Genomic DNA, 12,479 nt, shown 5'->3' with positions numbered 1-12,479 from the left:
CGGTCAGGGCTCGATCCCCTCGAACGTCGGCGTCACCGCCCGCACCAGCCGGTCGGCGAATTCCCGCTCGTCGTCCCGGAAGCGCGGGTACTCGGTGACGAAGTGGTTCCACTCCACGTACCCGACGGCCTCCACCACGTCCTCCAGCAGGATCTTCTCGCGGTAGGGGTACGGCCACTCGCCCGACAGCCGGAACACCTCGTGCAGCAGCTCGTAGCGCAGCGGGTGCCGCTCGGCCAGCAGGACGGCGTCGTACAGGTCCTTGCCCTGGGCGTGCATGTCGTTGATCACCCACATCAGCTTCCACGCCAAGGACAGCTCCGGCGTCGCCGCCCGGACGATCGTGCCGCCGGGCAGCTCCACTGGCTCGGGCTCCTCGGGGAGCCGCTCGTTGAAGACGAAGTCCAGCTGGACATGGCCGCCGGGCAGTCCGGGCGCGTTCCAGGGGAGCACCATGCGGCGCCCGGGCACCCGCTCATAGGTCCAGATGTCCTCGACCACCGCGTCGCGCGCCGAGATCCCGACCTCCCGCCCCCGGGCATCGGCCAGCTCCTGTGCCGCCTCGGCGATCCCGGTCAGCATCCGATCCGTCCGGCCCTCCTCCATCCGCCAGGTGTGCGGTACCACGACGAAGTCCAGGTCGCCGGGCTCGCGGGCGGCCTCCCCGAACCACGCCGACATGAGCACGCTGCCGCGCAGCACCAGCGAGTCCACCCACTCCGAGCCGGACATCGCGGCCAGAACCAGATGCAGGGCCCGGCGGCGGGCGGCCCGCCACGCCTCGCCCCGCGTCGGGTCCGTGAAGCGCGGGTCGGTGGCCCGGTAGGCGTTCTGATGGTGTTTCAGGGCCGGGTCGAAGACCGGGCGCTGCGTCACGTCGTCCCCCGGTACGGGCCGCAGCGTCTTCGGCAACCGCCCCACCCCGCGGGTGGCGTCGTCCAGCGGCTCGTGGGGTATTACCCGGCTCTGCCAGCCGAACCTCTCCCACGCCGTCCCGGTCATGTCCGTACCCCCATCGTTTCCTCCAGCCATCCGTCGTCCAGCGACATGTCACTGTCGTGAAGCACGAACTCCCGTTCCACGCCCAGCACTTCGAGGTCGCCCAGCTCGGTGAGCAACCGCTCCAGCGCCCGGCCGGCGCCCCCGGCGTCGACCGAGTGGCAACGCTGGGTCACGAACCGCTCGTGCCAAGGGCCCCGCACCCGCCGGGCGTTCCACGACAGATGGGCGCCGTGCGGCACGACACGCGCGCCGAGGGTCGAAAGGTCCGTGCCCGAGTCGAGCAGCAGCTTCACGTGGTGCTCGAAGTACAGCCCGCCGCCGCACGGTTCGCGCGGCACTTCCGGCGCCCACGGCGACGACTCGATCTTCACGCGCACCGGTTCGAAACCGTCCGCCCGCAGGCGCGCCGCCACCTCCCGCGCCCGGGCCGCTTCGCGGGCGTACGACGGCGAACCGGACAGGGTGAGCATCGGCTGGTCGCGCATCCGGCCCCTGGCCAGCACGATGTGCGTGAGCTTGAACCCGGCCTCGGCCGCCCAGCGACGCAGCCGCGCGGACTCGCCGGGACCGGCGCAGCGAACCGTCACATGCGATTCGTACAGGGAAGCGGACATCGGCCGATCGTCCCAGACCGGGGACGCGTGTGGCACCCGGGTTTCCCACGAGGGGCGACCGCGCGGTCACGGACCGGAAGCAAAAAGTCATCGCACGCCCCTCGTGGCGGCGATGTGTCTTACCCCACACTGGGTTCCGGTGCCTGAGTCCTCGGAGCGCGGCCTGCCCGTCACCGACGGGTCCCGGACCCCCGCGGTTCCGCTCATCGCGTACGGGACGGAAAGCGGCGAGGCCGTCGACTCCGCCCCCGAAGTACCGCTGCCGCCCCCCTTGGCAGCGATCATCCTGGAGGTCGCCCCCGTGCAGACCCAGACCCTCACCCAGACCGACGTCGGTGCCGCCCCCGGCGCCGACGGCACCGCCCCGGACGCGGATCCCGACGCCCTGTCCGCGGTTCCGGCGCAGGGCCGCGCCGTGCACCACCCCGAGTCGGAACCGGAGCCGCAGGAGCCGCCCGCCGAGGCCGTCGAGACGGCGGAGCCCCCCGAAGCCGTCGAACCCCCGCCGGTCCGCACCGAGACCGGCGGCCCCTCCTCGGACCTGTTCCGCCAGTACCTGCGGGAGATCGGCCGCATCCCCCTGCTCACCGCCGCCGAGGAGGTCGAACTCGCCCGCCGCGTCGAGGCCGGCCTGTTCGCGGAGGAGAAGCTGCGGCTCACCCCCGACCTGGACAGTCAGCTCGCCCTCGACCTGGACCGGCTCGTCGTGATGGGCCGCGTGGCCAAGCGCCGTCTGATCGAGGCGAACCTGCGGCTCGTCGTCTCCGTCGCCAAGCGCTACGTCGGCCGCGGCCTGACCATGCTCGACCTCGTCCAGGAGGGCAACCTCGGCCTCATCCGGGCCGTGGAGAAGTTCGACTACGCCCGCGGCTACAAGTTCTCCACGTACGCCACCTGGTGGATCCGTCAGGCCATGTCCCGCGCCCTGGCCGACCAGGCCCGCACGATACGGGTCCCGGTCCACGTCGTGGAGCTCATCAACCGGGTCGTCCGCGTCCAGCGCCGCATGCTCCAGGAGCGGGGCTGTGAGCCGACGCCCGAGGAGGTCGCGGCCCACCTGGACCTGCCGCCGGAGCGGGTCGGCGAAGTCCTGCGCCTCGCCCAGGAACCGGTGTCGCTGCACGCGCCCGTCGGCGAGGAGGACGACGTCGCGCTCGGCGACCTCATCGAGGACGGCGACGCCGCCAGCCCCGTCGAGTCGGCCGCGTTCCTCCTGCTCAAGGAGCACCTGGAAGCGGTCCTGTCGACCCTGGGGGAACGGGAGCGCAAGGTGGTCCAGCTCCGCTACGGCTTGGCGGACGGCCGCCCCCGCACCCTGGAGGAGATAGGCCGCATCTTCGGCGTGACCAGAGAACGCATACGGCAGATCGAGTCCAAGACCCTCAACAAACTGAGGGACCACGCTTTCGCGGACCAGCTGAGGGGTTACCTGGACTGACGTCGGCTGAGGGCCGGCGGGGGCGGGCCGCGCGGTTCCCGCGCCCCTGCGGGGGCGCGGGAACCGCGCGACCAGCCACGACACTGCCGCGCTCGACCGACGGCGGATCGCGGCACCTCCAGCGGAGCGCTCAGTCGACCTCGGCCACCGCCTGCGCGAACTGCGCCTGGTACAGCCGGGCGTAGGCCCCGTCCGCGGCGAGCAGTTCCGCGTGCGCGCCCTGCTCCACGATCGACCCGTTCTCCATGACCAGGATCGTGTCCGCGTCCCGGATCGTCGACAGCCGGTGGGCGATGACGAACGACGTACGCCCGTGCGCCAGTTTGGCCATCGCCTTCTGGATCAGCACCTCGGTGCGGGTGTCGACCGAGCTGGTCGCCTCGTCCAGCACCAGGATCACCGGGTCGGACAGGAACGCCCGGGCGATGGTGATCAGCTGCTTCTCACCCGCGCTGACCCCCGTCCCCTCGTCGTCGATCACGGTGTCGTACCCGTCCGGCAGCGTCCGGACGAACCGGTCCGCGTGCGCCGCCCGGGCCGCCTCCTCGATCTCGCCCCGGGTCACCTTCCGGGACGCGCCGTACGCGATGTTCTCCGCGATCGTGCCGCCGAACAGCCAGGTGTCCTGGAGCACCATGCCGACCCCGGCCCGCAGTTCGTCCCGCGACATCCGCGCGATGTCGACACCGTCGAGGGTGATGCGCCCGCCGGTGACGTCGTAGAACCGCATCAGCAGGTTCACCAGCGTCGTCTTGCCGGCGCCCGTCGGGCCGACGATGGCGACCGTCTGCCCCGGCTCGACCTTCAGCGACAGGTCCTCGATCAGCGGCTTGTCCGGGTCGTAGCGGAACGACACGTGCTCCAGCGCCACCTGCCCGCGCAGTTCCTCGGGCCGCACGCCCGGCACCGGATCGGCGCCCTGCTCCTCGGCGTCGAGCAGCTCGAAGACCCGCTCCGCCGAGGCGACACCCGACTGCACCAGGTTCGCCATGGACGCCACCTGCGTCAGCGGCATGGAGAACTGCCGCGAGTACTGGATGAACGCCTGCACATCACCGATCGACAGCGAGCCCGAGGCCACCCGCAGCCCGCCGACGACCGCGACCAGCACATAGTTGAGGTTCGACACGAACATCATCAGCGGCTGCATGACCCCGCTGTTGAACTGCGCCTTGAACCCCGCCTCGTACAGCGCGTCGTTCTGCTCGGCGAACTGCCGCGCCGACTCCTCCTGCCGCCCGAACACCTTCACCAGGGCGTGCCCGGTGTACATCTCCTCGATGTGCGCGTTCAGCGTGCCCGTGGAACGCCACTGCTGCACGAAGTGCGGCTGCGACCGCTTGCCCACGCGCGTGGCCACGACGAACGACAGCGGCACCGTCACCAGCGCGACCAGTGCCAGGATCCAGGAGACGTAGAACATCATCGCGAGCACACCGATGATGGTCAGCACCGAGTTGATGAGCTGCCCCATCGACTGCTGGAGCGTCTGTCCGATGTTGTCGATGTCGTTCGTCGCCCGCGACAGCACCTCACCGCGCTGGCGCTGGTCGAAGTACGACAGCGGCAGCCGCGACAGCTTCGTCTGCACGTCCTCGCGCATCCGGAACATGGTCCGGTTCACGGCCCGGTTCACCATCCGCGTGGCGACCGCCATCAGCAGCCCGGCCACCGTGAACACGCCCAGCGCGAGCAGCAGCACATGCCCGACGGCCGTGAAGTCGATGCCCTCGCCCGGGGTGAAGTCGGTGCTGCGCAGCATGTCGGCGACGTCACCGTCCCCGCGCTGCCGCATGGAGTCGAGGACCTGCTCCTTGGTCGCCCCCTCGGGCATGCCCCGTCCGACGATGCCCGCGAAGACCAGGTCGGTGGCCTTGCCGAGGATCTTCGGCCCGACGACGTTGAGCCCGACGCTGAGCACCACGCACAGCAGCAGCACCCAGATGGTCACGCGCTCCGGCCGGAACTGCGCGACGAGCCGTTTGCCCGATCCCTTGAAGTCCAGCGAGCGCTGGTCGGGGCCGCCCCCGGCCATCATCCGCCCCATGGGCCCCGCCATCAGGCAGCCTCCGCTTCCGTCAGCTGGGAGAGCACGATCTCCCGGTAGGTCTCGTTGTCCGCCATCAGCTCGTGGTGCCGTCCGGTGCCGACGACCCGGCCCTCGTCGAGGACCACGATCCGGTCGGCGTCCCGGATGGTCGACACCCGCTGGGCGACGATCACCACGGTCGCCTCGGCGGTCTCCTGCGAGAGCGCGGCCCGCAGGGCGGCGTCCGTGGCGTAGTCGAGCGCGGAGAAGGAGTCGTCGAAGAGATAGATCTCGGGCCGCTGCACCAGCGTCCGGGCGATCGCGAGCCGCTGGCGCTGACCACCGGAGACGTTCGTCCCGCCCTGCGCGATCGGGGAGTCGAGCCCGCCCTCCAGCCGCTCCACGAAGTCCTTGGCCTGCGCCACCTCCAGCGCGTGCCACAGCTCCTCGTCGGTGGCGTCCGGATTGCCGTAGCGCAGGTTGGTCGCCACGGTCCCCGCGAACAGATACGGCTTCTGCGGCACCATGCCGACCGTCTTGGCGAGCAGCTTCGGTTCGATCTCCGCCACCTCGACGCCGTCCACGAGCACCTGCCCGTCGGTCGCGTCGAACAGCCGCGGGACCAGCCCGAGCAGGGTGGACTTGCCGCTGCCGGTCGAGCCGATGACGGCGGTCGTCTCACCCGGCCGGGCCACCAGGTCCACGGACCGCAGCACCGGTTCCTCGGCACCCGGATAGCGGAAGCCCGCCCCGCGGATCTCCAGATGTCCGTGCCGGCGCAGCTCCCGCACCGGCGCCGTCGGCGGCACGACGCTCGACGAGGTGTCCAGCACCTCCTGGATGCGCTCGGCGCACACCTCCGCGCGCGGCACCATCATGAACATGAAGGTGGCCATCATCACGGACATGACGATCTGCATCAGATAGGCCAGGAACGCCGTCAGGTCACCGATCTGCATCCCGCCGCTGTCGATCCGGTGCGCGCCGAACCAGACCACGGCGATCGACGACAGGTTCACCACCGTCATGACGATCGGGAACATCAGCGCGAGCAGATTGCCGGTGCCCAGCGCGACGTCGGTGAGATCGCTGTTGGCCTTCCGGAAGCGCTGCTGCTCGTACTCGTCCCGGACGAAGGCCCGGATCACGCGGTTGCCGGTGATCTGCTCGCGCAGCACCCGGTTCACCGAGTCCAGCCGCTCCTGCATCGACCGGAACAGCGGCCGCAGCCGCCGCACGATCAACGTCACGCAGATGCCCAGCACCGGCACGACCGCCACCAGCACCCCGGACAGCGGCACGTCGAGACCGAGCGCCAGCACGATGCCGCCCACACACATGATCGGCGCCGACACCAGCAGCGTGAACGTCATCAGCGCCAGCATCTGCACCTGCTGGACGTCGTTCGTCGTCCGGGTGATCAGCGAGGGAGCCCCGAAGTGACCGACCTCACGCGCGGAGAACGACTGCACCCGGTCGAACACGGCACCGCGCACGTCCCGCCCGAATGCCGACGCCGTACGGGCGCCGTAGTACACGGCGCCGATGTTGCACACGACCTGGACCAGCGAGATGCCGATCATCAGGCCGCCGTAGCCCAGGATGTAGCCGGTGTCGCCGTTCACGACACCCTGGTCGATGATGTCCGCGTTCAGCGTGGGCAGGTAGAGCGTGGCGCAGGTCTGCAGGAACTGCAGCAGCACCAGCAGGGTGATGGGTCTCTGGTAGGGCCTGAGAAAGGTCCGCAGAAGTCGTATGAGCACGCTGCTTCTCTCGGAGTGGGTGACGGGGGCGAGTGGTTGCCCCTGGCCCCTATCGTCGAACACTCCACCCGCGTTACCTCAACCGAATTGACCCAACAGGCCCTCAAGCCGGTCAGAGGGCCCCCGGATGCGTCTGCTCCCGCACCGCCACGTACTGCTGCCGCACCGCCTGCCCCACGGCCAGCTCGTCCCCGGGCTCCAGCACCTGCGCCACCGCGCCCTGCCAGGCCGGCGGATTGCGCACGTCGAGCGTGCCCTGCGACGCCCCGAGCGCCCAGGCCGCCTGGCGGGCGGCGCCGATCGCCGCGTAGTCCGCGGGCTGCGGCACCACGACCTGTGTCCCGAACAGCATGGGCGCCGCCGCCTGCACGGCGGGCAGTTCGGCGGCCGGCCCGAGCAGGAACACCCGCCGCACCTCCACACCCCGGCCGCGCAGTACGTCCAGCGCGTCCGCGAGCCCGCAGAGCATGCCCTCGAACGCGGCCCGCGCCAGGTGCTCCGCCTTCATCGACTCGCGCCTGAGCCCGGCCAGGGTCCCGGCGGTGTGCGGCAGATTCGGCGTCCGCTCACCCTCCAGATAGGGCAGCAGCACCAGTCCGTGCGACCCGGGGGTCGATTTCATCGCCAGGTCGGACAGGCTCTCCAGATCGGGCAGCCCCAGCAGCTCCGCGGCCCCGCGCAGTGCCCGTACGGCGTTCAGCGTGGTGACGACGGGCAGGTGCATGCCGGTCGCGTCCGCGAGCGCGGTGATCATCCCGGACCCGTCGACCAGCGCCTCGGGGTGCACGGCCATCACGGACCCGGACGCGCCCAGCGACACCACCGCGTCCCCGAGGCCGATGCCCAGCCCGAACGCCGCCGCCATGGTCTCGCCGGTCCCCACGGAGATCAGCAGCCCTTCCGGCGTCGTACCGGCCGCGTCCGCCGGGCCGATCACCTCCGGCAGCATCACCTGGTGCCCGAGCGCCAGCTCGACCAGATCGGGCCGGTAGGCACCCGTCGCCGCCGACCAGTAGCCGGTGCCGGACGCCCCGCCGCGGTCGGTGGTCCTGCGGACCGGCCGGCCCAGCAGCTGCCACACCAGCCAGTCGTGCGCCTGGAGGAGGATCGCCGTGCGCCGCGCGTTCTCCGGCTCGGTCCGGGCCATCCAGCGCAGCTTCGTGATCGGCTGCGCGGCCTGCGGCACACAACCCACCGCCTGCGCCCACGCCTCGCGCCCGCCGAGCGCGTCGACCAGATCGGCCGCGGCGACCTGCGTCCGCTTGTCACCCCCGACCATCGCCGGCCGCACGGTGTTGCCCTGGGCGTCCAGCGGCACGAGGGCGTTCTGCTGCGCCGAGACGCCGATCGCCTGCACGCCCTCCAGCAGCCCGCCGCCCGCGGCCTCGCCCAGGGAGAGCAGCCAGGCCTGCGGATCGACGTCCGACGGCCGGCTGCCGCTCTCGGGAACCTCCACCGGATGCTGCGCATATCCCTGCCTGAGCACGGCTCCGGAGTCCGTGTCACAGACGACGATACGAGTGAAATCGGGTGAACTGTCCAACCCGGCGACTATCCCCATGGCCAAAATTCTGCCGTACGCTCCGCCTGGGTTGAGCCGTGGGCGCCGTGGATCTTGGCGCCGGAGGGCGGGTGCGGGGTTCGTCGTGGCTGGTCGCGCAGTTCCCCGCGCCCCTTCAGGGACGCGGCTGTACCCGGCGCGGGGAACAACTGTTACGTGTTGCTCGTGCCCCAGTCGTCCTCGCCACCGTTGTGGGTGGCCCGCTCGCGGAGCTGGCGGACCCGGTCCGCCACGGACTCCGGGACCCGGTCGCCGACCTTGTCGCTCACCACGTGGTACGCCTTGCCCGCGAATTCACGGCCCTGGTGGGCCGCGGTCTCGGCGGTGTTGCGGACGGCGGGGTTCTGGGCGAACTGCCGGGCTGACTTCTTCAGCTGCTCGTAGCGCTCGCGCCCGGCCCTCGTGCCCAGCACGTAACCCAGGACGACTCCGGCGACGAACGTGAGCCGGTAACGCATCGCGGCCACCCTTTCCTTGCGTAGGTCTCCAGTGCGGCGTCGGTGCCGGGGAGTACCGATTGGCGGAGCACCCCCCTGCTTGCGCTAATGTATGTGTCGCAGCGAACGCGCGCCCCCTGGCGAATACCCAGGTAGGTGCGTTCGATGCACAACGAGACCTTCCTCGGTAGCTCAATTGGCAGAGCAGCCGGCTGTTAACCGGCAGGTTACTGGTTCGAGTCCAGTCCGGGGAGCTCGTTCCTCCGTAGCTCAATTGGCAGAGCAGCCGGCTGTTAACCGGCAGGTTACTGGTTCGAGTCCAGTCGGGGGAGCAGGTTGAACGAGGGCCCCTCTCAGGGGTCCTTTTTCATGTCCGATCCGCTGTCCCGGGAACCGCGCGGCGCCCTGCGCAGTCCTCAAGGTCACGTAGGCCGTGCGCAGCCGCCCAGCCGAAGCAGGAGATCGTATGAGCGGCTATGCTGCGGCAGACGGCGCGCACACATGTACGCGACACGCCGCTATGGGGCGGTAGCTCAGCCGGTTAGAGCAGCGGACTCATAATCCGTCGGCCGTGGGTTCGAGTCCCACCCGCCCCACCACGCGCTACACGCGCAGAACCGTTTCTACTCGCGAGTGCGCGAGAATGACGCCGCCGCTCCGCGGCGCGCACCCGGTTCACTCGCCCGGCCCCGCGGCACGAGCCGGGGAACGGTGGGCTGCTGACGGTCCGTCGGCAGGGGCGACCGGCGTGCCGGAGGCCGATCCCGTCGCGGCCGGTGTCGCGCCGTGGTGGCGTTGGCGGTGGGTGTAGGCGGTGATCGCCTGCCACAGGTCGCGGCGGTCGGCGTCGGGCCAGAGCCCCGCAGTGAAGTGCAGCTCGGCGTAGGCCGTGTGCCAGGGCAGGAAGTTCGAGACGCGCTGTTCGCCGCCCGTGCGCCAGAGCAGGTCCACGTCCGGCAGGTCCCCGAGGGGCAGATGGCGTGCGAAGTCGTCCTCGGCGATCAGACCGGGCTCCAGATGGCCGGCCCGGGCCCGGTGGGCCAGGGCGGCGGCCGTGCGGGTGAGCTCGTCCCGGCCGCCGTAGTCGATGCACATCGTCAGCGTCAGGCCGGTCCGGGCGCGGGTGGTGCGCTCCCGCAGGTGCAGGAGATCGACCAGATCCGGAGGCAGGCGCCCGGCGCGGCCGTGCCAGCGCAACCGGACGTCGAGGTCGCGGAAGGGGTTCTCCGCCAGTTCGCTGCGCAGGAGGTCGAGGATCGCGTCGACCTCCTCAGGGTCGCGACGCCAGTTCTCGGTGGAGAACGTATAGAGCGTCAGATGGCGCAGGCCGATCTCCAGCGCCCCGTGGACCATCTCGCGGACGGTGACGGCACCGGCGCGGTGGCCCTCGTGCCGGGGCAGGCCGCGCTGCTGGGCCCAGCGGCCGTTGCCGTCCATGATCACGGCGACATGGGCGGGCAGCCGGTCGGGCGGGATCCGGGGCGGCTGCTCTCCGCCGGGATGGGACGGCGGCTGCCGGAAGCCGCCGGTGGGTGCCGGCCGGGCGGGTGCCGGTGACCGGTGCGGGCCGGGGTGGTGCCGTGGCGGAACCGTCAGCGGGGTCAGGCTCCAGGCCAGGGCCGCCCGGGTCCGGGCGGGGGCGAGGATGCGGGCCCGGACATGCAGCGGGGGCCGGGGCGGTGAGCGCAGGAGGGCCGGGCCGGCGGCGTCGACGGCGTCGAGCTGGGCGCGCAGCAGGGCGGCCATGGTGTCCAGGACCGTGGCGGGCCCGGGGTGCATGCCGCGGGTGAGGGCCTCCTGGGTCACCCACTGGCGGGCCAGGCCGGTCAGATGCGTGACCAGGGCGGCGACGGCGGGGCTCCAGCGGCGCCGCACCAGGTCGGCGGCGGACCCGGGGTGACGGTCGAGGACCTCGGCGGGCAGCAGCAGGTCGCCCTGGGCGAGGTCGGCGGACAGGTCGGTGAGGATGTCGGTGAGCCGGACGCCGTCGAGGAACTCCTCGTAGGTCTCCCGGGTGTCCAGACGCAGCGCCACGGGGACACCGGCCCGGTCGAAGACGGTGCGGACCAGGCCGAACCAGGGCAGGAGATTGTCCCGGCCCCAGGTGCGCCACTGCCCCCAGTCGGCGAAGTGCCTGCCGTGGGTGTCGTCCTGGACCTGGGCCATGGCGTCCCGCAGCTCGGACAGGTCCAGACGCCAGCGGCCGGCGGTGTCCACCAGGGCGTGGCGGATCGGGTCGGGGCTGGAGCCGGTGGGCAGTTCGCGGTGCAGGGCGGTGGTCCACGCTTCGACCCGGGCGGCCCGCTCGGCGGCGGGCGCGGTGCGGTCGTCGCCCAGGTCGTCGAGCGCGTTGGCGGCCGCCCACAGGGCGTGGAGCGCCGGGCGCAGGGCCGCCGGCACCAGCTGGATCAGCGCGTACTCCGCCGGGTCCTGGTCTCTCGTCCGGCGCCGGCACAGTCGGTAGGCCGCCCGCAGCGCCGGATCGGCGCCGGTCACCGGCCGTCCGGCGGTTTCGGGGGTCACCTGTGGGTCTGCCGGTGTGGTGGTCGCGGGAGGCACATCGCTCACACCGAGGACGATACGTCCTGGTTGCGCGCGGTGATCACAGGGGCCGGGCGCGCGTCAGCGATCCACCCCGGGCGCGGGGCCGGGAACGTCACGGCCCCGGCCCGGGGTCCGGCCGCACCGCCTCGGTGATGCCGGCCCGGGCCGCCTCCAGCTGAGCGGCGAACGCGATGCCGAGGAACAGGGCCACACCCGTCAGGTTGGCCCACAGCAGCAGGGCGACGAAGGCCGTCAGCGGCCCGTACACGGCGCCGAAGGACCCGCTCTTGGCGACATAGAGCGCCAGCAGCCAGGTGGCCGTGATCCACAGCACCAGATGGACGGCCGAGCCGAACGCCAGCCAGGTGTAGCCCGGTTGGTCCCGGCGCGGCGCCCAGCGGAAGATCACCGACGAGGCGACCCAGGCGAGCACCACGCCCAGCGGCACGTCGAGAGCGCCCCACCAGTCGAGCCAGGTGCGGGACCAGCCGAGCGCCCGCACCACCGCGCTGCCGACGGCGTCACCGGCCACGAGCACCAGGAACCCCAGGACCATCGGCATGCCCGCGGCGAGGGCGAGCAGCAGGGACCGGCCGTACTTGAACAGGAAGGGACGGTCCCGCTCGATGCCGTAGATGCGGTTGGCGCCACGCTCGACCTGGGCCATCGCCGAGGCCAGGTTGAGGACGGCGAAACCCAGGCCCAGCCACATGGCGACCGCGCCCCAGACACCGGAACCGGCACTGCGCTCCGTGCTGCCGAAAGCGTCCTCGATCAGCTTCGCGCTGGCGCCCGGGACGATCTCGCCGAGCGTGAGTTCGATGATCCGTCCCACGCTCTCCGTGTGCACGGTGGTGGCCACGCCGACCAGGGCGATGGTGAACGGCACCATGCCGAGGACCACCTGGAAGGCGAGGGAGCGCGAGTTGCTGAATCCGTCCGCGTAACGGAACCGGGTGAACGCGTCGATGAGCAGCCGGCGGCCGCCGTAGCGCCGCAGCGCGGTGAACGCCTCGTCTCCGGAGAGTTCCTCCCCGATCATGTCCCGCGTCTGCGGGACATGCACAGCGGTACCCATCGAGAAGGTCCCC

At 71.5% G+C, this 12,479-nt stretch carries 9 protein-coding genes and 3 tRNA genes; 4 read left to right on the top strand and 8 right to left on the bottom strand.

The annotated features are described in order from the left end of the window. Positions 1–3: 3 nt before the first annotated feature. Together ACFY9E_RS09155 and ACFY9E_RS09150 are read right to left on the bottom strand one after the other, a co-directional pair. Positions 4–1,002 (bottom strand): nucleotidyl transferase AbiEii/AbiGii toxin family protein, encoded by a 999-nt coding sequence (locus ACFY9E_RS09155; RefSeq protein ID WP_390980912.1) that lies wholly within the window; start codon positions 1,000–1,002, stop codon positions 4–6. After that, the gene (locus ACFY9E_RS09150; protein ID WP_390980910.1) at positions 999–1,616 is read right to left on the bottom strand and encodes a hypothetical protein; all 618 of its coding nucleotides are present in this window, start codon (positions 1,614–1,616) and stop codon (positions 999–1,001) included. Before ACFY9E_RS09150 ends, ACFY9E_RS09155 begins: the two co-directional genes overlap by 4 nt. Positions 1,617–1,755: 139 nt before the next feature. Here ACFY9E_RS09150 and ACFY9E_RS09145 point away from each other — a divergent pair, with 139 nt between their 5' ends. Beyond that, positions 1,756–3,054 (top strand): sigma-70 family RNA polymerase sigma factor, encoded by a 1,299-nt coding sequence (locus ACFY9E_RS09145; RefSeq protein ID WP_390980908.1) that lies wholly within the window; start codon positions 1,756–1,758, stop codon positions 3,052–3,054. Between the two features lie 130 nt (positions 3,055–3,184). Here the strand turns inward: ACFY9E_RS09145 and ACFY9E_RS09140 are convergent, their stop codons facing one another. The 4 genes from ACFY9E_RS09140 to ACFY9E_RS09125 form a co-directional block, all read right to left on the bottom strand. Further along, entirely contained in the window at positions 3,185–5,113 is a 1,929-nt protein-coding gene (locus ACFY9E_RS09140; protein ID WP_390980906.1) for an ABC transporter transmembrane domain-containing protein, read from the bottom strand. Further along, complete coding sequence (locus tag ACFY9E_RS09135) at positions 5,113–6,846, bottom strand: ABC transporter transmembrane domain-containing protein (protein WP_390980904.1); 1,734 nt, start codon at positions 6,844–6,846, stop codon at positions 5,113–5,115. Before ACFY9E_RS09135 ends, ACFY9E_RS09140 begins: the two co-directional genes overlap by 1 nt. Positions 6,847–6,958: 112 nt before the next feature. Next, a complete protein-coding gene (locus ACFY9E_RS09130) occupies positions 6,959–8,407 on the bottom strand; it encodes an FGGY family carbohydrate kinase (protein ID WP_390980903.1) in 1,449 nt (482 codons plus the stop codon). 152 nt (positions 8,408–8,559) lie between these two features. Next, positions 8,560–8,865, bottom strand: a complete 306-nt coding sequence (locus ACFY9E_RS09125; RefSeq protein WP_390980901.1) for a YtxH domain-containing protein — start codon at positions 8,863–8,865, stop codon at positions 8,560–8,562. A gap of 160 nt (positions 8,866–9,025) precedes the next feature. Here ACFY9E_RS09125 and ACFY9E_RS09120 point away from each other — a divergent pair. From ACFY9E_RS09120 to ACFY9E_RS09110, 3 genes are all read left to right on the top strand, one after another. After that, positions 9,026–9,098 (top strand) — tRNA-Asn (locus tag ACFY9E_RS09120). 5 nt (positions 9,099–9,103) lie between these two features. Further along, positions 9,104–9,176 (top strand) — tRNA-Asn (locus tag ACFY9E_RS09115). A 190-nt stretch (positions 9,177–9,366) separates the two neighbouring features. Next, positions 9,367–9,443, top strand: a tRNA-Ile gene (locus ACFY9E_RS09110). A 76-nt stretch (positions 9,444–9,519) separates the two neighbouring features. On the opposite strand, the gene uppS is transcribed toward ACFY9E_RS09110, so the two are convergent. Together uppS and ACFY9E_RS09100 are read right to left on the bottom strand one after the other, a co-directional pair. Beyond that, the gene (gene uppS, locus ACFY9E_RS09105) at positions 9,520–11,412 is read right to left on the bottom strand and encodes a polyprenyl diphosphate synthase (protein ID WP_390980899.1); all 1,893 of its coding nucleotides are present in this window, start codon (positions 11,410–11,412) and stop codon (positions 9,520–9,522) included. An 88-nt stretch (positions 11,413–11,500) separates the two neighbouring features. After that, positions 11,501–12,466, bottom strand: coding sequence for a YhjD/YihY/BrkB family envelope integrity protein (locus ACFY9E_RS09100; RefSeq protein WP_390980897.1), 966 nt, complete (start codon positions 12,464–12,466; stop codon positions 11,501–11,503). Between the last annotated feature and the right edge of the window lie 13 nt (positions 12,467–12,479).

The sequence above is a fragment of the Streptomyces sp. NPDC012466 genome (assembly GCF_042955215.1).
In the GTDB taxonomy this organism is placed as follows: domain Bacteria; phylum Actinomycetota; class Actinomycetes; order Streptomycetales; family Streptomycetaceae; genus Streptomyces.
This window is presented reverse-complemented; position numbering and strand designations above follow the sequence as displayed.

Excerpts from the sequence above, each read along its gene's own strand:
- ACFY9E_RS09140 (WP_390980906.1), bottom strand. The coding sequence starts at position 5,113 with ATGGCGGGGCCCATGGGGCGGATGATGGCCGGGGGCGGCCCCGACCAG.
- ACFY9E_RS09150 (WP_390980910.1), bottom strand. The coding sequence starts at position 1,616 with ATGTCCGCTTCCCTGTACGAATCGCATGTGACGGTTCGCTGCGCCGGT.
- ACFY9E_RS09155 (WP_390980912.1), bottom strand. The coding sequence starts at position 1,002 with ATGACCGGGACGGCGTGGGAGAGGTTCGGCTGGCAGAGCCGGGTAATA.
- ACFY9E_RS09125 (WP_390980901.1), bottom strand. The coding sequence starts at position 8,865 with ATGCGTTACCGGCTCACGTTCGTCGCCGGAGTCGTCCTGGGTTACGTG.
- ACFY9E_RS09100 (WP_390980897.1), bottom strand. The coding sequence starts at position 12,466 with ATGGGTACCGCTGTGCATGTCCCGCAGACGCGGGACATGATCGGGGAG.
- ACFY9E_RS09130 (WP_390980903.1), bottom strand. The coding sequence starts at position 8,407 with ATGGGGATAGTCGCCGGGTTGGACAGTTCACCCGATTTCACTCGTATC.